General features: G+C 63.9%; 18 protein-coding genes and 2 pseudogenes. 14 read left to right on the top strand and 6 right to left on the bottom strand.

Annotation, left to right across the window (positions count from 1 at the left end; translation table 11 throughout):
• From ACWGRX_RS20760 to ACWGRX_RS20710, 11 genes and pseudogenes are all read left to right on the top strand, one after another.
• Positions 1-184 (top strand): hypothetical protein (locus ACWGRX_RS20760; RefSeq protein WP_452119074.1); only part of this gene is annotated, 184 nt, incomplete at its 5' end.
• Between the two features lie 167 nt (positions 185-351).
• Positions 352-537, top strand: a pseudogene (locus ACWGRX_RS20755) (helix-turn-helix domain-containing protein); the annotation flags it as partial.
• 270 nt (positions 538-807) lie between these two features.
• A pseudogene (locus ACWGRX_RS20750) lies at positions 808-972 on the top strand (transposase); the annotation flags it as partial.
• A 278-nt stretch (positions 973-1,250) separates the two neighbouring features.
• The gene (locus ACWGRX_RS20745; protein ID WP_452119073.1) at positions 1,251-2,057 is read left to right on the top strand and encodes an IclR family transcriptional regulator; all 807 of its coding nucleotides are present in this window, start codon (positions 1,251-1,253) and stop codon (positions 2,055-2,057) included.
• A gap of 25 nt (positions 2,058-2,082) precedes the next feature.
• Positions 2,083-3,054 carry a dihydrodipicolinate synthase family protein gene (locus ACWGRX_RS20740; RefSeq protein WP_452119072.1) on the top strand — a complete coding sequence of 324 codons (972 nt, stop codon included), beginning with the start codon at positions 2,083-2,085 and terminating at the stop codon, positions 3,052-3,054.
• A gap of 45 nt (positions 3,055-3,099) precedes the next feature.
• Entirely contained in the window at positions 3,100-4,428 is a 1,329-nt protein-coding gene (locus ACWGRX_RS20735) for an ABC transporter substrate-binding protein (RefSeq protein WP_452119071.1), read from the top strand.
• A 5-nt stretch (positions 4,429-4,433) separates the two neighbouring features.
• Positions 4,434-5,381: a carbohydrate ABC transporter permease gene (locus ACWGRX_RS20730; protein ID WP_452119070.1), complete on the top strand. Its 948-nt coding sequence runs from the start codon at positions 4,434-4,436 to the stop codon at positions 5,379-5,381.
• Positions 5,378-6,211: a carbohydrate ABC transporter permease gene (locus tag ACWGRX_RS20725; protein WP_452119069.1), complete on the top strand. Its 834-nt coding sequence runs from the start codon at positions 5,378-5,380 to the stop codon at positions 6,209-6,211. Before ACWGRX_RS20730 ends, ACWGRX_RS20725 begins: the two co-directional genes overlap by 4 nt.
• 33 nt (positions 6,212-6,244) lie before the next feature.
• Positions 6,245-7,228 (top strand): hydroxyacid dehydrogenase, encoded by a 984-nt coding sequence (locus ACWGRX_RS20720; RefSeq protein WP_452119083.1) that lies wholly within the window; start codon positions 6,245-6,247, stop codon positions 7,226-7,228.
• A gap of 3 nt (positions 7,229-7,231) precedes the next feature.
• A complete protein-coding gene (locus ACWGRX_RS20715; RefSeq protein ID WP_452119068.1) occupies positions 7,232-8,146 on the top strand; it encodes a sugar phosphate isomerase/epimerase family protein in 915 nt (304 codons plus the stop codon).
• Between the two features lie 95 nt (positions 8,147-8,241).
• Positions 8,242-9,469 (top strand): IS3 family transposase gene (locus ACWGRX_RS20710; RefSeq protein ID WP_452119067.1). Its coding sequence is split into 2 segments (ribosomal slippage): positions 8,242-8,585 and positions 8,584-9,469, totalling 1,230 coding nucleotides; the frame shifts between segments, so codons are not numbered across the junction.
• 68 nt (positions 9,470-9,537) lie between these two features.
• On the opposite strand, the gene ACWGRX_RS20705 is transcribed toward ACWGRX_RS20710, so the two are convergent.
• The 6 genes from ACWGRX_RS20705 to ACWGRX_RS20680 form a co-directional block, all read right to left on the bottom strand.
• Positions 9,538-9,948 carry a hypothetical protein gene (locus ACWGRX_RS20705; protein ID WP_452119066.1) on the bottom strand — a complete coding sequence of 137 codons (411 nt, stop codon included), beginning with the start codon at positions 9,946-9,948 and terminating at the stop codon, positions 9,538-9,540.
• Between the two features lie 275 nt (positions 9,949-10,223).
• A complete protein-coding gene (locus ACWGRX_RS20700) occupies positions 10,224-11,276 on the bottom strand; it encodes a 5-oxoprolinase subunit C family protein (RefSeq protein WP_452119065.1) in 1,053 nt (350 codons plus the stop codon).
• Positions 11,273-12,007, bottom strand: a complete 735-nt coding sequence (gene pxpB, locus ACWGRX_RS20695; protein ID WP_452119064.1) for a 5-oxoprolinase subunit PxpB — start codon at positions 12,005-12,007, stop codon at positions 11,273-11,275. The genes ACWGRX_RS20700 and pxpB overlap by 4 nt, the downstream gene beginning before the upstream one ends.
• Positions 12,004-12,948 carry a hydroxyacid dehydrogenase gene (locus ACWGRX_RS20690; RefSeq protein WP_452119063.1) on the bottom strand — a complete coding sequence of 315 codons (945 nt, stop codon included), beginning with the start codon at positions 12,946-12,948 and terminating at the stop codon, positions 12,004-12,006. Before ACWGRX_RS20690 ends, pxpB begins: the two co-directional genes overlap by 4 nt.
• Complete coding sequence (locus tag ACWGRX_RS20685; protein WP_452119062.1) at positions 12,945-14,255, bottom strand: hydantoinase/carbamoylase family amidase; 1,311 nt, start codon at positions 14,253-14,255, stop codon at positions 12,945-12,947. The genes ACWGRX_RS20690 and ACWGRX_RS20685 overlap by 4 nt, the downstream gene beginning before the upstream one ends.
• Complete coding sequence (locus ACWGRX_RS20680) at positions 14,248-14,907, bottom strand: GntR family transcriptional regulator (protein WP_452119061.1); 660 nt, start codon at positions 14,905-14,907, stop codon at positions 14,248-14,250. Before ACWGRX_RS20680 ends, ACWGRX_RS20685 begins: the two co-directional genes overlap by 8 nt.
• Before the next feature lie 333 nt (positions 14,908-15,240).
• Here ACWGRX_RS20680 and ACWGRX_RS20675 point away from each other — a divergent pair, with 333 nt between their 5' ends.
• The 3 genes from ACWGRX_RS20675 to ACWGRX_RS20665 are packed head-to-tail and all read left to right on the top strand — an operon-like array spanning position 15,241 to position 17,534.
• Entirely contained in the window at positions 15,241-16,044 is an 804-nt protein-coding gene (locus ACWGRX_RS20675; protein WP_452119082.1) for an amino acid ABC transporter ATP-binding protein, read from the top strand.
• Positions 16,041-16,715 carry an amino acid ABC transporter permease gene (locus ACWGRX_RS20670; RefSeq protein WP_452119060.1) on the top strand — a complete coding sequence of 225 codons (675 nt, stop codon included), beginning with the start codon at positions 16,041-16,043 and terminating at the stop codon, positions 16,713-16,715. Before ACWGRX_RS20675 ends, ACWGRX_RS20670 begins: the two co-directional genes overlap by 4 nt.
• A gap of 27 nt (positions 16,716-16,742) precedes the next feature.
• The gene (locus tag ACWGRX_RS20665) at positions 16,743-17,534 is read left to right on the top strand and encodes a transporter substrate-binding domain-containing protein (protein WP_452119059.1); all 792 of its coding nucleotides are present in this window, start codon (positions 16,743-16,745) and stop codon (positions 17,532-17,534) included.
• Positions 17,535-17,540: the final 6 nt, after the last annotated feature.

Here is a 17,540-nt window from a genome sequence, read left to right as displayed (position 1 = left end):
GGGGTCAGCCTATCCAGTGGCCGACTTTTACGCCGCCCGCGCCGGCACAAACGCCGGCGCTCCACTGGATGGTTTTCTCACCGCCGTGCACACAAACGAGCTCGTCGCTTTTCTGCGCTACCCCCGGGATGAACCCGACGAACACAAAAAGCACCGCTGCAGCAATCGGCCCAGAGAAGATTAGTTTCCTCGTTTTTTGAAGCAATCTACTGCGGATCGATGATCGGTCATCCGCTCGCAAATTCATGCTCTGCTTCCCCGTACGCGCGAATCGATACAGCTGCGCCAAGCCGCTCTAAATGGGCTTTATAAGCCGTGGTTTCATGATCCGCAAAGCCGCCCAATCCCGCAATGGATGGCGCGGCCTTAGTTGCTTGGAATTTACGGCGGTTGCGGGTTGAGCGCGGTTTGAGCCAGGAAGCTCTCGCGGTCGATGCTGGCCTCGATCGGTCGTTCATAGGCCGGTTGGAGAGAGGAAGGGAAAATCCCTCCATGGCGACCCTGGACAGGCTGACCGCGGCCCTCCAAGTGAAACTGGTCGATCTTGTGGTCGAACCGGCCCCTACGGATCTTGCACCCGCAACTCTGCGACGAGGGCGAAAGCGGCTGCGATGCGCCGAGTATTCTGTTGGTAGCAGCTATACGTTGCAAGGTTGCGATAGGGCCTTTGTCGCAAAAGGCCCTGAAGCCGTAGGTGCGAGATCTCGATCCTTATCTGCCGCACCAGACATCTTCTGGATAGCCAGCGATGTTCCAGTGGCGCGAAAAAGCAACGCTTTCGGCGTCACTTACGTACCTCGCAAGCGATCACGGCGCGAGCGGAAGAAGGTCGCGACGCTCTTCGCCCACCTCAAGCGCATCCTGAAGCTCGATCGGCTTCGGTTACGCGGTCCAAACGGCGCCAGAGACAAGTTCCACCGCGCCGCAGCAGCCCAGAACCTCAGGAAGCTCGCCAAGCTCCGCCCGAATGGACCTCAGATCAGGGCCGCGTGGCAGGCGAAGACGCTCGCGAGCAAATCGCCGCCCGTGATCCCCTCGCCCGCAGACCGACTTTTTCAACTGGATCGGCGCCAAGCCGTCCACAGTCCGCTCCTGGGCGATTTGGCCTCACTTCCTAGATTGGCCCCGACCTCCTAGGTCTGCACGGTTCCCTCCCGACGAGCCGGTGAGTTCGCCTAGGAGTGGGAGAATTCAGGCTTGACGCGAAAGCTGAACTCAGTTCTAAAAAGAACAGAGTTCAGGAAAAATCGATGGCTGCTTCACTTCTCGATCGCGCGTTGAACACGCTGGAGCTGATGTCCACCCGGCCGGGCGGCGTCAGCGTCACCTTGATCGCTGAGGACATCGGGCTTCCGAAGAGCGGCGCCCATCGCCTGCTCGCCGACCTAATCCGCCTCGGCTATGTCCGGCAGGATCCGGAGACGGAGCGTTACCACCTCACCACGCGCCTGATCTCGATCGGCCTCGCCTATCTCTCGGCGAGCGGCATTACCGACATCTCACAACCGATCCTCGACCGCCTGGCCCACGAGAGCGGTGAGCTGGTCCGCATGACCGTGGTCGACGGTGACGATCTGACCTGGGTCGCGAAGGCGCAAGGCGCCCGGTCCGGCCTGCGCTATGACCCCGAGATGGGTGGGCATCCCGTCCTGTTCTGCACCGCGACCGGACAGGCCTGGCTGGCGAGCTTCGACGATGACGAGGCTATCGCGCGCGTCGCCAGGCATGGCTTCGGCAAGCTCGACGAGCACGGGCCGAACGCGCCGCGCACGATCTCGGCCTTCGTCGAGGCGCTCAGCCGGGCCCGCGCGAAGGGCTATGCCTATGTCGACCAGGCCGCAGCGGCCGGGACTTCGGCCCTCTCCGCCGCGATCTTCCAGCCCCGGACGGGCGTGGCGATCGGCACCGTCAGCATCGCCGGGCCTTCGTCCCGGCTGACGCCCGATCACGCTGGGCGGCTCGCCCCATTGTTGCTCGCCGCGGCGAAGGAGCTGTCGGCGGCCAGCGCCGGCTCTGAGCTTTTCACCGATAAGGCCACCGCCCGGGCGGCCGGCTGAACAAAGCCTCGAGAGGATCTCTGCCATGACCGTTCTGACGGCGCCCGCGCGCGCGCCCGCTCCGATCCGGAAAGCCGTGCTGGCGCGCCCGTTCAAAGGCGTGATCTCGGCGCCATTCATGCCGATGCAGGGCGATGGCGAGATCGATTGGGCCTCGCTTCGGCACTATATGGATTGGATCGCCGTTCAGTATCCGAGCGCGATCGCGGTCAACATGGATGCAGCCGAGGCGCCGGCGCTGAGCAATGCCGAGCGCGTCGAGGTGATGCGGGTCTGCGCCGAGGTCGTCGCCGGCCGGGTTCCGCTGATCTGCGGGCTGATCGGCGGCTCGACCGACCAGATGATCGCCCATGGCCGCGATCTGGTTGTGGCCGGAGCGGAGGGCTTTTGCGTCTTCCCGCCCTTCCCGGTCTTCATGGGTGCCCCGATCCCGCCCGAGATGATCCGGCGCTTCCATGCCGATATCGCCGATGCGCTTGGCCTGCCTCTGATCGCCTTCCAGTTCCCGCGCGGTTGGGGGCCGGACTATTCCGGCGAGATGCTCGACGCGCTCGCCTCGATCCCGCAGGTGATAGCGATCAAGGAATCGTCCTTCGACGCCAACCAGACCATCCAGTCGGTGCAGAGCGTCAAGGCGCTGCCCGACCCGATCGGCATCCTGACCGGCAGCGACACCTTCATCTACGAGGCGATCCTGATGGGCTGCGACGGCGCCCTGATCGGTTTCGCCGGCACGGCCGTGGCCGAGCTCATGGCGATGAACGAGGCGGCACAGAACGGCGACGCGCAGAAGGGCCGCGAGATCTGGGAGCGGCTCGCGCCGATCGCCCGCTATTGCTGGCGCGCACCGATCCGTGATTTCCGCCCGCGCATGAAGGAGATCCTGCGGCTGCAGGGCCTGATCGCCGACGGCGCCGTCCGCCGGCCCCAGCTCGGCATCCCCGATGCTGAAAAGCGCGAGCTCGCGCGCTTGGCGCGGGCTGCGGGCCTCATCTGAACGACATAACGCCCGGACAACGATCCGGGCCGGAGGGAGGAAGCCATGGTCGAGACAAACATCACCCGGCGCAGTCTTGTCGGCGGCGCAGCGACGCTCGCAGCCGCCTCGACATTGCCGGCGCCATTCGTCCACGCCCAGGCGCCGCGGCGCATCGTCTTCTGGCACAGCTATTCCCAGAAGGAGCGCTCCGACTTCATGCGTCAGGTGGCGGACCGTTTCGAAAAAGCCAATCCCGGGGTCAAGGTCGATATTGAGATCGTGCCCTGGCCTGCCTTCGCGCAGAAATGGCCGGCCGCGATGGCCGCGGGAACCTTGCCGGACGTCACGATCCTGCTCGCTGAGAACGCCGTGCCGATGGCGCTCGCCGGCGCGCTCAACCCGATGGACGACGTCGTCAAGGCGCTGGGTGGGCCCGAAGCCTTCAAGGGCGACATCGCCCGGACGACGGGCTTCTTCCGCGGCCAGTACGTCTCGATCCCGCACTACGTCCATAATCGCCTGCTGGTTTATCGGAAGGACCGCCTAGCGGAGGCTGGGCTCCGGCCGCCGGTGACCTGGGACGATGCGCTCAAGGTCGCGATCGCGACCACCAAGGCGCCCGAACATTTCGGCTGGATCCCCAAGCTCGCAAAGGGCGACACCGGTGGCGGCTTCCTGCTCTGGATGATGGCGCGCTCGGCCAACGGTTCCTTCTTCGACAAGGACGGCAAGGTTTCGTTCGACAGCGCGCCTGTGAAGGATGCCACTGCCTTTATCGTCGAGTTGGCGCGCAAGGCCGGCGGCCCCGGCGTCACCGACTACAAGATCAACGACAATTTCAGCCTGGTGAACAGCGGCAAGACCAGCTTGGCGGAGGATTCCGCGGCGATCGTTGCCGGCGCCGCCAAGGATGCGCCGACCGTCGCCGAGCAGCTCGACGCCACCTTCATGCCGAGGCGCGAGCGAGTCGGAAACTTGCTCGGCGGCATTTCCGTCGCTCTGCCGAAAGGCAAGAATCCGGCCGATGGCAAGGAGTTCGCGAAATTCCTCTTCGCTGAGGAGAACTATACGCCCTTCCTGCTGACGATCCCGCTCTTCATGTTCCCGAGCCTGCGCCGAGCTGAGGGTCCAGCCTTCTTCGACAACCCGACGATCAAGCGCTTCCGCAACGTCGTCGACGTTACCTTGAAGGGGCTGGAGGACACTAGCCTCGCCGGCATGGAGCACGGGCTCAACCCTTATGCCGGACCGGTGATGAACAGCTATGCGGTCGAGGACATGTTCCAGCGCATCCTGCTGCGGAACGAGCCGATCGAACAGGCGGTGAGTGCTACGGCGAAGCAGATCGAGAAGGTCGTCGGCGACGTGCGAACACGCTTCGACCGGGGTTGATGCCTATGACTGCACTTGCAGCGAAGGCCGATGCATTGCGCCCGGCACGCTCTTCGGGCGGCGGGCTCACTGCCTGGCTCGACGAGCGGCTGGCGATCCTGTTCCTGATTCCCGGCCTAGCCTGCCTCTCGGCCGTCATCCTCTATCCCGTCGCCTACAACGCGGTCGTCGGGTTCACCAATGCCAGCCTGATGTTCCCGGGCTGGCGCTTTGTCGGCACCGCCAATTTCGAGGCGACGCTGGCCGACCCGCTCTTCTGGCGGGCGACGCTGAACACGCTGGTCTGGACCGCATTCTCCGTCGCCGGGCAATTGCTGCTCGGGCTGGTCGCAGCGCTGGCGCTGGAGCAGGTCACGGTCGGTCGCACCACGCTGCGGCTCGCCCTGATCGTGCCCTGGGCTTTCCCGTCGATCGTGATGGCCTTCGCCTGGCGCTACATGCTTGATCCACTCTACGGCGTATTGAACTTCCTGCTGATGTCGCTCGGCCTGATCGACGCGCCGCAGCAATGGCTGGGCTCGCCGACACTGGCGATGCCGACGGTCATCGTCATGAACATCTGGTTCGGCTTTCCCTTCATGATGGTTGCGATCGTTGCAGGATTGCAGACCATCCCGCAGGAACTCTACGAGGCCGCCGATATCGACGGAGCCGGCGCCTGGCAGAAGTTCTGGTACGTCACCCTGCCGGCGCTCTGGCAGGTCATCGCGACCGTGGTGATCCTGCGCACGATCTGGGTCTTCAACAATTTCGACTTCGTCTTCCTGACCACCGGCGGCGGGCCGATCGACGCCACCACGACGCTGCCGGTCTACGCCTATAATGCCGGCTGGCAGCAATACGACCTCGGCCGCATGGCGGCGGTTGCCCTAATCATGATGGTGATCCTCGGCTTCATCCTCGCCGTCTATTTCAGGCTCCTCAGCCTCCAGAAGAAAACCGGGGGAGAATGAGCATGCGCAGTCGCGGCTGGACCTTCACTGCCTATGCCGGCTGCGCGCTCTTCGCGATCTTCGCGCTGGCGCCGCTGTTCTGGATGATCTTCTCGTCGCTGAAGCCCTATGAGGAGCTCTACAACTTCCCGCCATCCTTCAACCTGTCGACCCTGGGGCCGCACTACTACGAGAAGGTGCTGCTCTCCTCGCCGTTCCCGCAGTTCCTCGCCAACAGCCTGATCGTCTCGGTCGTCTCGACACTGATCAGCGTGCTGATTGCGGCGATGGCCGGCTGGTCGCTGGCGCGGGCCCGCTTCCGCGGCCAGTGGCTGATCCTGAACACCGTGCTGCTGGCCTATCTCTTCCCACAGGCGCTGATCGTCCTGCCGCTGTTCACGGCGATCGCGAAGCTCGGCCTCGCGAACACTTATCTCGGCCTGATCCTCGCCTATGTCACCTTCACCTTCCCGTTCTCGACCTGGATGCTGACGGCTTATTTCGCCAAGGTGCCGATCGAGATCGAGGAGGCCGGGCGCATGGATGGCGCCAGCAACTTCACCATCTTCCGCCGTCTTGTGCTGCCTCTGGCAGCACCCGGCATCGTCACGGTCGCGATCTTCTCCTTTATCAACGCGTGGAACGAGTTCCTCTACGGGCTCGTCATCCTCGGCGGCGGCGAGAAGCGCACCCTGCCGGTCGGCCTCTATAACTTCGTAGGCGGCGAGTTTGCCCAGTGGGGTGAGATGATGGCGGCGACGAGCCTGACCATGCTGCCCACATTGCTTCTGTTCCTCTTCATCCAGCGTCGCCTGGTCGGCGGGTTGACCGCCGGTGCCGTCAAGAGCTGAGCCGTGACCGAAAAGCCTAACCTCGTCTTCGCCATGAACCCCGACGTGACGCCTGACCTGATCACGCCGGCGCTGCGCGAGCGGCTGACCCGTTCCTGCACGCTGCTGAACCGAGAGCCGCTGCGGGGCTATGACACGGGGGAGGCCCGGGCGCTGCTCGCCCGGGCGGACATCCTATTCACCGGCTGGGGCGCGGCCCGGGTCGATGCTGCGGCTCTGAGGATCGCGACGCGCCTGCGCCTCATCGCTCATGCCGGCAGCGCAGTGAAACCGGTCGCAGCGCCGAACATCTGGCAGGCCGGCATCGCCGTCACCGCTGCGGCGGTCGCCAATGCCGTGCCGGTCGCGGAATATGCGCTGGCGATGATCCTGCTCGCGAACAAGCGGGCCTTTCCGGTGCGCGAGCGCTTCCGCAGCGAGCGCAATCTCTGGCAGCCGCAATGGCTCGCGCCCGGCGAGCCCGGCAATTACGGCGCAATCGTCGGCATCGTCGGCGCCTCGCGCATCGGCCGGCGATTGCTCGCGCTGCTGAAGCCGTTCGACCTGACCGTCCTGGTCTGCGACCCTTTCCTGTCGGACGAGGAGGTGCGCGCGCTCAGCATCGAGAAAGTCACACTGGCGGAGCTGATGGCCCGCTCCGACGTGGTCAGCCTGCACGCGCCCTCGCTGCCTGAGACTGCAGGCATGATCGGCCGGACCGAACTCGCCGCGATGCGCGACGGGGCAACGCTGATCAATACGGCGCGGGGCGCGCTGGTCGATCATGCGGCGCTGACGCAAGAGCTGGTCTCGGGTCGGCTCGATGCCGTCCTCGATGTCACCGAGCCCGAGCCGTTGCCACCGGATTCCCCATTGTTCGGCCTGCCCAATGTCGTTCTCACCCCGCATATTGCGGGCGCGGCCGGCTACGAGACCAGGCGGATGGCCGAATTGCTGGCCGACGAGATCGAACGTTTCGTCGCCGGCAAGCCGCTGCTGCATGCGGTGACGGCCGAGATGTTGTCGCGAGTCGCCTGAGCCATGCGCCTGCTGCTCCACTCCATGGCGACACCCGAGCTCGACCCCGTCGAGGCGCTCGACCTTGCTAGGGACCTGCAACTCGACGGGCTCGATCTCATCTGCCAGCCGGGCTATCGCTGCGCGATCGCGCCCGACGCCTCGCTCGACGTCGCAAGGGCGCTTCGCGAGGAGGCCGACCGGCGCGGCCTCGTCATAGGCGCGCTCACGCCCTACGAGAAGCGCTTTAACAGTCCGCTCGCCAGCGAACGCGAAGAGGCTGTCGCGAGCCTGATCCACGCCATCGATCTGGCGGAAGCATTGGGCGCAGCCAGCATCCGGGTCTTCGGCGGCGCCGAGGTTCCCGATGCTGACTGGAACGTCGCGGTCGAGCGGCTCGTCGAGAGCCTGAAGCGCGCGGCCCGCTATGCCGCGGAGCGTCGTATCGGCCTCAATATCGAAAACCATGACGGCACCATGGCCGATACGGCTGCCCGGACAGACGAGATCTGGCGGCGGGCCGAGGAGGAGATCATCGGAATCGTCTACGATCCGGCCAACCTGATGCGCGATGGCAAGGAAGACTTTCCGGAGAGCCTCGACATCCAGGCCAGGGCGATCCGGCTCGTCCACGTCAAGGACTACAGCTTTGTGCCGGGATCCCCGCGCCGCGGCTCCAACGAAGCCAGCCGCCGTTCAGTGCCGGTCGGTGAGGGCGATGTAGTATGGGCGGATATCCTAAGGACACTCGCGGCACAGGGTTACGATGGCGACCTGACATTTGAATACGAGATGCGCTGGGTGCCTGAGCAATTGCCGCCGACCCCTATCGGCGTCGCCCGATCGAGAGACTTTGTACGACGCGCGCTGTCGGACGTTCCACGGATATGGCCCGACAGCAGAATTAGCGGGCTTGACGACCGCAGATGCCGTAGCTGATGTCCGGTTTTCGGCAACATCCCAATTGAAGCGGCCCCCGAATTCCCCGGACATGTCTCACCCTTAAAATAAGGGTTGGGAGTAATGTCGTGTCTATGACTGGTTCTTATCCGAAGGTTGAGGTTCTGACCGGCCCCGAGCGGCGTCGCCGGTGGACTGTTTCGGAGAAGCTGGAGATGGTGGCGCAGACGCACGAGGCGGGCGTCACGGTCAGCCTTGTCGCCCGTCGGTGCGGGGTGTCGCCGAACCAGCTTTTCACCTGGCGGCGGCTTGCCGAGCAAGGTGCGCTGACGGCGACGGCGGCCGAGGAGGAGGTTGGCCCGGCGTCGGCCTTCCGGGCTCAGCAGGAGCAGATACGCGAGTTGCAGCGCCTCCTGGGCAAGAAGACCCTTGAGGTGGAAATCCTGAAGGATGGCCTCGAACTGGCGGAGGATATAAAAAACGGAGATTGCGGTCGCTGTCGCTGCCCAAGGACGGTTTGCCATGAACGCCGTCGCCGCGACGCTGGACGTGGCCCGTTCGCATCTCGCCGCGCGGGTGGCGCAGCGGACGGCCGGGCGCTCTCCCCAGCGCAGAGGCCGTCCGCCCCTGCCGGAAGAGGCGCTGCTGGCCGAGATTGAGGCAGTCATCGACGACATGCCGAGCGACGGCTATGCCCGCGTCTGGGCCAGGTTGCGTCGCAAAGCCATGGCCAAGGCCCGTGCGCCCGCCAACCGCAAGCGGGTCTATCGGGCGATGAAGGTCCATGGCCTTCTGCTCGAACGCCATGCTGGCGGGGTCGAGCGCCGTCACGACGGCCGCATCGTTGTCGCGCGCTCCAATTTGCATTGGTGCTCCGACGGCTTCGAGATCGGCTGCGACAACGGCGAAAAGGTTCGCGTCGCCTTCGCGCTCGATTGCTGCGACCGGGAAGCCATGGGCCATGTCGCCACCACTGAGGGCATCAAGGGCGAGGATGTCTGCGACCTCATGGTCACCGTCGTCGAGCACCGCTTCGGCAAGGTCAATCGCCTGCCGCAGACCATCGAATGGCTAACCGATAATGGCTCCTGCTTCATCGCTGGTCCGACCCGGCGCTTTGCCCGCGAGATCGGCCTGGGGCCGCTGACCACCCCGGTCCAGAGCCCGCAGAGCAACGGCATGGCCGAAGCCTTCGTGCGCACCTTCAAGCGCGATTACGTCGCGGTGAATCCCGTCCCGGATGCCAGAACCGTCATGCTCGCCCTGCCGGAATGGTTCGCCCATTACAACGAGCTTCACCCTCATCGGGCGCTCGGATATCGTTCACCCCGCGAGTTCATCGCGGCCCATGCAGCATCGTGAGAAATGTCCGGGCTTTTGGGGGCTACAACACCAATGTCTGCAGTTGGCGCAAGGGGCCTGTCGCCCCATCAATCGGCCCTAGCGGCATTTAGGATGACCCGGAATTTGGCGTTCGTGGTCTTCTTCAAGAAGAGCTTCGTCGTCGCCAACAGCTGGAGGATGCGAACAGTCACGCTATCGGCGTGCGCGCCAGGCTGCTCAAGAACCACCTCGAACTCGACCCGTAATCTCCGAGTCTTCTCCTTGAAGTACGAGAGCTCGCGCTGCCCGCCCTTGAGAAACCGGGTGCTCCCTGTCGCGGTCCATTGCGCTTCTCGCCGCTTCAGCGATTTGGGACAGCCAGCTTGGTCCCCGCAGGATTGATCGTCGATGGAATCGCGATCGAAAGCGGTCGTCTTCTCTTCCGAGTCCAGGCCGCCGTCAGCGCTTGCCCATGTCCTGATTGTGGGGCCATCTCGCAACGGATCCAGAGCCCGCATTTCCGGCGAGCAGAGGGACCTGCCACCCAGCGGCCGACGCGTCGAACTCCAGATCCTCGGGCGCTTCAGGTGCGGTGCGGTCCTATGCAGCCGCCAGATTTTCGCGGAGCGCTTTGGTGACCGCATCTTCGCGCCACGAGCAGGCCGGACGGATCGTCTCGATCATATCGTCCAACACCTCGGGCTCGCGTTGAGTGGCCGACACGCGCCGACCCTGCCGCGAGAGCGGCTTAGTCCCATGGCGCGAGTCGGAATTGAACTTTGATATTCGAGGCTCAGCTGAAGATCTTAGGGTCCAAAGCAGCCTCTGAACCGGCGTCGTAATCGAAGTCGAAAGCGTTGGTGACGCCGCTAATCAGATTGCTTGAGAAAAGTGAATTTGCTGGTGAGCCCGGCTCCAGGAGCTCGGTACTTCCGAGGAACGATGTGAGTTGCTGTTTCCGGTACTTCGCTGCCGCGAGCGCCTCTTCACGCGTGACAAGCTGAAAGCGAACGGCAGATCCGGGGGGCAATTGCGCGAACCGATCGAGATCGGCGCTGATCACCGTAGCAATCTTGGGGTATCCACCGGTGGTCTGGCCATCGCGCAGCAGCACGATCGGCTGCCCGTCGCCCGGGACTTGAATACTTCCTGGCACGATGCCGTCCGAGATTATGTTGAAGCCGCCGGCGTGTTCGATCTTCGGGCCCTCAAGGCGACACCCCATACGGTCGACCTGGGCGCTGATCGCGAACTCCTCACGAAACAGCGCCTTGAGCCCTCGTTCCGTGAACAGGTCGTCCTGCGGCCCCAGCATTAGCCGGATTGGGGCGTTCCCCAGCGTCTCGGCTGGAGGGAGACGTCGCGGTCGTGCGTCGCCCGAGCCGTCGGCCAGCGGCAACCGATCGCCTTGGAACAGCGGGCGCCCCCCGATCCCCGATCGCCGATGCGCTGACAGGCTGCCCATGTCGGGCGCGAGTCGGATTCCTCCTGCGAAGGCGAGATAGGCGTAGACGCCCTCGCGCATAGGGCCAATGATGAGACGTTCGCTGCTTTCGAGCAGGATGGAGCTATCTGCATCGAGGGCGCGGCCTCCGGCCGTTGCGTTGGCGCTCTTTCCCGAGAAAGCGATCAAAACCGGACCGCCCTCGAGGCGAAACCGGCCTCCCATCAGGCAAAACTCGATCGCTGCCGTATCGGGCGCATTACCCACGAGCGCGTTGGCCCGTGCGAGGGCGGTCGCATCCATGGCCCCTGCGGGGGAGACGCCGAAGCGTCGCAAGCCGAAGCGGCCGGCGTCCTGCACCGTCGTCAGCGCTCCACAGGCCTCGACGAGAAGTTCGCTCATGCTATCTCGCAGCCGATAATCGGCTCTCCGCGCGCCGCGGCGGCGTCAAGCTCGTCCCAATGTTGCGGTGAGATCGGCTCGAACCGGATTTCGTCGCCGGCTGCAAACAGGAAGGCTGGATCGCGGCCCGGCATAAAAGATCTTGCCGGTGTGCGTCCGAGGAGATGCCATCCGCTCGGCGCCTCGACGGAGCTGATGGCCGCCTGAGCGCCGCCTATCGAAACGGATTGTGCCGGCGTCTTGAGACGTGGCTGCAATCGCCGCGGCGTTTCGAGGCGAACATCAAGCCCGCCGAGATAGGCGAAGCCGGGCATGAAGCCGATCATGTAGACACGATAGGTCGCACCCGCATGCAGTGCGATCACCTCGTCGGGCGTCATGCCGTGACGCTCGGCAACCGCCTTCAGATCAGGGCCGAACGCGTCGCCGTAGACCACCGGCACGCGCCACCGCCGCACGCGTCGAGGATGATCCGCCACACTCTCGCTGAGTGCCAGAATCCGCTGCTTCAGATCTTCTATGTCCGTTTCGATCGGGTCATAGCAGACCAGCAGCGAGCGATAGGTCGGAACCATCTCGACGAGGCCGGGGATCGCCGCCTTGGTGAGTGCCGCGTCGAGCGCGAGCACACGGTCGTTGAGGCCTTTGTCAATCTGGTTGCCGAACTCCACCGACAGCGCCGCATCGCCGCAAGCAAGAAGACGCGGTGCAAGATATGGCGGCCCGCTCACGGCCTTCGCTCCACGACCGGATTGCGAGGCTTCTCTCCACGCAGAACCCGGACAACGTCCTCGGATACATCGCGGGCGGTTCGCGCCAGCGCTTCTCCGGTCGAACCGCCAATATGCGGGGCCAACACAAGATTGGGAGCGACGAAGAGAGGCTCGCCCGCGGTAGGAGGCTCGGGCGCGAACACGTCGAGGCCAGCAGCGGCGAGATGTCCGCTGCGGAGCGCCGCAGCCAATGCAGCCTGGTCGACCAGCGCACCGCGCGCGGTATTGATCAGGACTGAGCCGCGTTTCATCGCGGAAAGGCGCTCGCGATCGATCCGCACGCCACGCTCCGGCGTAGTGTGCAGCGAGACGATGTCTGCGCGTGCGCAGAGCTCGTCGAGATTAGCGCGGCCGACTCCGTGCGCGGCCAGAAGGGACGCTTCAGCACCCGAGCATACCACTACGTTCATGTCGATAGCCCGTGCCATCCGGGCGACGCGCTGGCCGATCTGGCCGAAGCCGACAATACCCAAGGTCCGGCCCTGGAGCTCGAAACTCTTCTGTTCGTAGCGGAAATCAAAGTCGCCGCTGCGTACCGCCCGGTCGGCTGCGATGATGGATTTCGCGCAGGCGAAGATGAGCGCGAAGGTCAGCTCGCACACCGATTGCGCATTGGCACCCGGGGTATTCACAACGGCAATGCCGCGTTCTCGCGCTGCCGGCAGGTCTATCGCGTCGACGCCCGCCCCGTGGCTGCCGATCACCTCCAGCATGGGCGCGGCCTGCATCTCGGCATCGGTGAACCCGGCATTGCGGGTGATGACGGCGCGGGCTCGAGCGAGGTGCGGCCTCAGCACCTCAAACCGAGGGGAAGCGGCGACGTGGATGGAGAACCCAGCTTCGCGCAACGCAACCAGGCCCGCATCGTGGATCGGCTGCACGATGACGCAATCGCTCATTGCCGCAGCCTGCCGGACAGACAGACCTCGGACAAGACGTCGGCAGCGGCAGCGAAATCGGCCATCGCCATGTGCTCGCGAGGATTGTGGCTGCCGTTACGGTTGCGGATGAAGAGCATGCCGGTCGGGACCCCCATCCGGCTGAACACCGCGGCATCATGGCCGGCGCCACACGGCATATGCGGGGGGCAATACCCACGCGTTTCGGCCGCGAGCTGAAACGCATCCATCACCCGCGGATCCATCAGGGCCGGCTCGGTTTCCGTCAGGGGGCCGAGTTCGAATGCAACCCCATGGTCACGAGCGACCCGCTCGACGATGGCGTCGACGTCGCGTCGAACCGAGGCCAGCGTTTCCTGCGATTGGCTGCGGACATCGAGCGCGAAATCGACGCGACCGGCGACCTTGCTGAAGGCGTGCTCGCGCGGATCGGTCGCGAACTGGCCAAAGGTGACGGCGAGGTCCTCGCCCATTGCCTCACGCTTCTGCCAAAGAGCGTTCATCGCGATGACCAGATCGGAGCCTGCCGTTACCGCGTCGCGGCGCATCTCGCGCATGGTCGCACCGGAATGGGCATAAATGCCTAGGCACCGCGCCTCTCGATAGCGGAACGCGCCGCGGATGCCGGTGACGATGGCGAAAGGTTCATTGCGTTCGAGCAGTACATCGGCTTGTTCGATATGCGGCTCGATGAAAGCCGCGATGCGGGAGGGATCCAGATAAGCCGTCCCGCGGGCCAGGGCCGCGGGGTCGCCCCCACAAGCAGCGATGCACTCACCGAGGAGTTGCCCATCGCCGTTGCGGGCGACGGTATCCAGTTCTTCCTGGCGCAGGCGGCCGAAAGCTCCTCGGCTGCCGATATAGGAAGAGCTGAACCAAGTGCTTTCCTCAGCGCGGATTGCCATGACCGTGACGTCGTGCAGCGGAACGAACCCGCTGCGGCGGTAGCCGGCGAGGACAGCCAAACCCATCAGCACGCCCGCGGCCCCATCGAAGTTTCCGCCGCGTGGCACGGAATCGAGATGGGAGCCGATGATAACCGGACGGCCGCGCTCGGTGCCGGGCATCGTCACATAGAGATTTGCGGCGCCGTCGATCGCGATTTCAAAGTCTAGCTGTTCGGCCTCCCGCCGGACCATCGCGTGGGCATATTCCTCACCCTCGCCATAGGAGGCCCGCGTCACTCCTTCCTCGGCTGCGGTGCGCTGGCGCAACTCCTGGAAGAGGCGTTCCGCAAGCGCGATATCTGGCGTCGGCCGGGCCACGGTCGCAGCCAGCTCCGGCGGCCCGGCCCGCCTCTCAGACATGGCCAAGCCTCGCAATAATGCTCTGTCGGACACCATCAAGATGTGCGCGCATGGCATCGGCCGCTTGCTCCGGCTTTGCGTCCAGCAGCGCCTGCACGATCGCCAGGTGCTCCCGACACGTCGCCTCAAACCGCTCGGGTACGCTACGTAGGTCGAATATCTGAGTTTGATGCCGCAGATTGCGGATGATCGACCCCATCTGGGTGTTCTGCGCGCCTTCGGAAATCGCCGTGTGCAACGCATCGTCCACGGCGCGCACGTCGCTGCGGTCCGGCGCGCGGTTGCCGCCTACGGCCTGGGTGATGAGCTGATTGAGCCGGTCTGCGATAGACGTCAGCAGGCTGCGGTCGATACGGCCGCAGGCAAGCCGCGTCGCTTCCGGCTCCAGCAATTTTCTGATCGCCAGGTTCTCGATGAAGTCGTGGATGTCCATCGTCTTGACCTGCAGCCCTTTCGAGCCTTGCCGGATGAGCAATCCTTCGCTCTCGAGCATCAGGAGAGCGTCTCGTAACGGCGTTCGCGACATCTGCAGATGGTCGGCCAGACGGCGCTCCTGAAGAAGCGTCCCCGGCGCGATCTGTCGCGACATGATGAGATCGAGCACTTGCTCATAGGCCTGAAGCGCGAGGCGTTTCTCGGGGACGGGCAGCATTTGTGCAGCGGGTCGGTCGGTAGGGGACTGAATCATCGCACTTCTATCACGAGGGGGGCTGGGCGTCGAAGTGCCGAGGTATGGCTGGAAGGGCTTTTCGGCAAATCGGAATTCCAATGGTTGACTGATGGTATACCAAACCATATCGTACGGGCAATGGCGCAGTGAAACGTCGCCACGGGAGAACGAAAATGCCGGTGTCGTTAGCTCGGTCCCGCCCGTTGCCGATTGATGGACAGTCGACAGCAATGAGGGCTCATCCTTCGCGTTGCCGCCCGCCTGCATCAATCTGAGGCCGTCGTGCAGGCGCAGGATTCAAGCGGGCTGGCTCCGATGCGGGATGAGCACTGCCGTGACCCGATCCTACGATTGGATAACATCCGGAAGCGCTTCGGCGCGCTGGAGGTCCTGAAAGGGGTCTCATTTTCGGTGCGAACCGGCGAGGCGCTATCGATCATTGGCGCCAGCGGCTCGGGCAAGAGCACGCTGCTGAGATGTGTGAACCTGTTCGAGGAGCCGAGCGCCGGCGATATCGTCTTCAACGATGAGAAGATCGAGTACGGGCCTCATCTCTATTTCTGGAAGCGGAACAGAATCCTCCGCCAGCTTCGGCGCGATGTCGGCATGGTTTTCCAGAGCTACAATCTCTGGCCGCACATGTCGGTTCTGGAGAATGTCGTCGAAGCTCCAATTCGGACCGGTCGCGGAACGCCGCCCGAAACCCGCCAAAAGGCCGAAAGCTTGTTGGCCAAGATCGGCCTCTACGAGAAGCGCAACGAGTATCCGAGCAGGCTCTCGGGCGGCCAGCAGCAGCGCGTCGCCATCATTCGTGCACTTGCGATGTCGCCGAAGATCTTGCTGCTCGACGAGGTGACGTCGGCGCTCGACCCCGAGCTCGTCGGGGAAGTTCTCGAGCTGATCGCGCAGCTCGCCGACGAAGGCGTGACGATGCTGGTAGTCACTCACGAAATCGCCTTCGCGCGCGATGTAAGCCACCGCACGATCTTCCTGCACCAGGGGGTCGTCGAGGAAGAGGGGCCTTCGGCGCAGGTGCTCGGAGCCCCACGCAGTGAGCAGGCCCAGCGTTTCCTCAAGCGGATTCTCCATCCCGATCTCAAATCGAGGAAGACATCGTGACGGGCTTCGCTGTCATCACCAGCTGGTGGGGCGTCATCCAAGGCTATCTCCCGCTTCTGGCCAAGGCGAGCTGGCTGGTCGTTCAGGTCACGGCGGTCGTCATCCTGCTCTCCTGGGTGCTAGGATTGGCTATCGCCCTGATGAGGTCGTCAAAGTCGCGCTTTCTTCAGTGGCCGGCGCGCTTCTACATCTGGTTCATCCGAGGCACCCCGGCGCTCGTTCAGATCTTCATCGTGTATTTCGGTCTTCCCCAGTTCGGGCTGAGGCTGTCGCCTTTCGTGGCCGGTACGATCGCCCTGGGGCTCAACAGTGCGGCCTATGTGGCCGAAACCATCCGTGGCGGCCTTCTCAGCATCCCGCGCGGACAGGGCGAGTCGGCGCTTGCGCTGGGCCTGACTCATAGCGACGCCATGCGTCGCATCATCCTGCCGCAGGTCGTACGCGTTATCATTCCGCCGATCTCGAACGAAGTCGCTTCGTCAATCAAGAATACCTCCCTGCTTTCGACGATCACGTTGATGGAGCTCACGCTTCAAACGGAGGTGATCGTTGCGACAACCTTCAAGCCGTTCGAGTTCTATATCGCGGCGGCGATCATCTATCTGCTGATGACGACGGTTTGTCTTACTGCTCTTCGCCAAGTCGAGAACAGGTACTCGCTCCGTTACTGAGATTGGTACAAAAATGGGGAGTCACGCATGATCAGGAAACAAGTATTCGGCTGCGCCATTGCTCTGATGGCGATGATCCTTCCCGCGGCTTCTCAAACACAGGGCCAGCTCGAGCTTCTGCAGCCTGGTAAGCTGAGCTGTGGCGCCGATGGCGGCTACCCGCCCTTTTCGTTCACCAATGAGAAGGGCGAGTTCGACGGGCTTGAAGTCCGCGTGATGAAGGAGATGGCGCGCCGCGTCAGCCTCGAATACGCGCCGGTCGTCGTCAAGTTCGACTCTGCTCTCGTCGGGTTGATGAGCAATCAATACGATGTGCTCTGCAACGTCCTGGACATCACCGCAGAGCGCCAGAAGCAGGTCCGATTCCTGGATGGCTGGCTCGAATCCGGCGGGCGCCTGCTCGTGTCGAAAGATGCGAAGATCTCAAAGCCCGAAGAGTTCAACGGCGTCATCGGCGTGCTGGCGAGCTCGACATGGGCCAAGCTGGCGGAGAAGCTGAACGCCAAGGAAACGAAGTACTACAAGGTCGAGGTCGACGCCCTGCGCGATCTAGTCAACGGCAACATCGACGGCATGATCACCGACGCGATCGTTGGTGCCTGGGGCATCCAGAAGTCGGCGCTGCCGATCAAGGCGACCGAAGGCTATCTCAGCCATGTGCAGAAAGGTTTTGCCATCCGCAAGGACAAGCCGAACCTCGCCAAGGCGCTGAACAAGGCACTGTCGGACATGCTTGCGGATGGTACCTACCAGAAGATGACGAGCGACATCATCGGCTACAGCCCGCATCCCAAGGAACCGATCCGCAGCGAGTTCTGATCGCGG

The organism is Allobosea sp. NPDC055594 (assembly GCF_053618995.1).
Note: the sequence above shows the minus strand (reverse complement) of the source record. Positions and strands in the feature narration are given on the sequence as shown.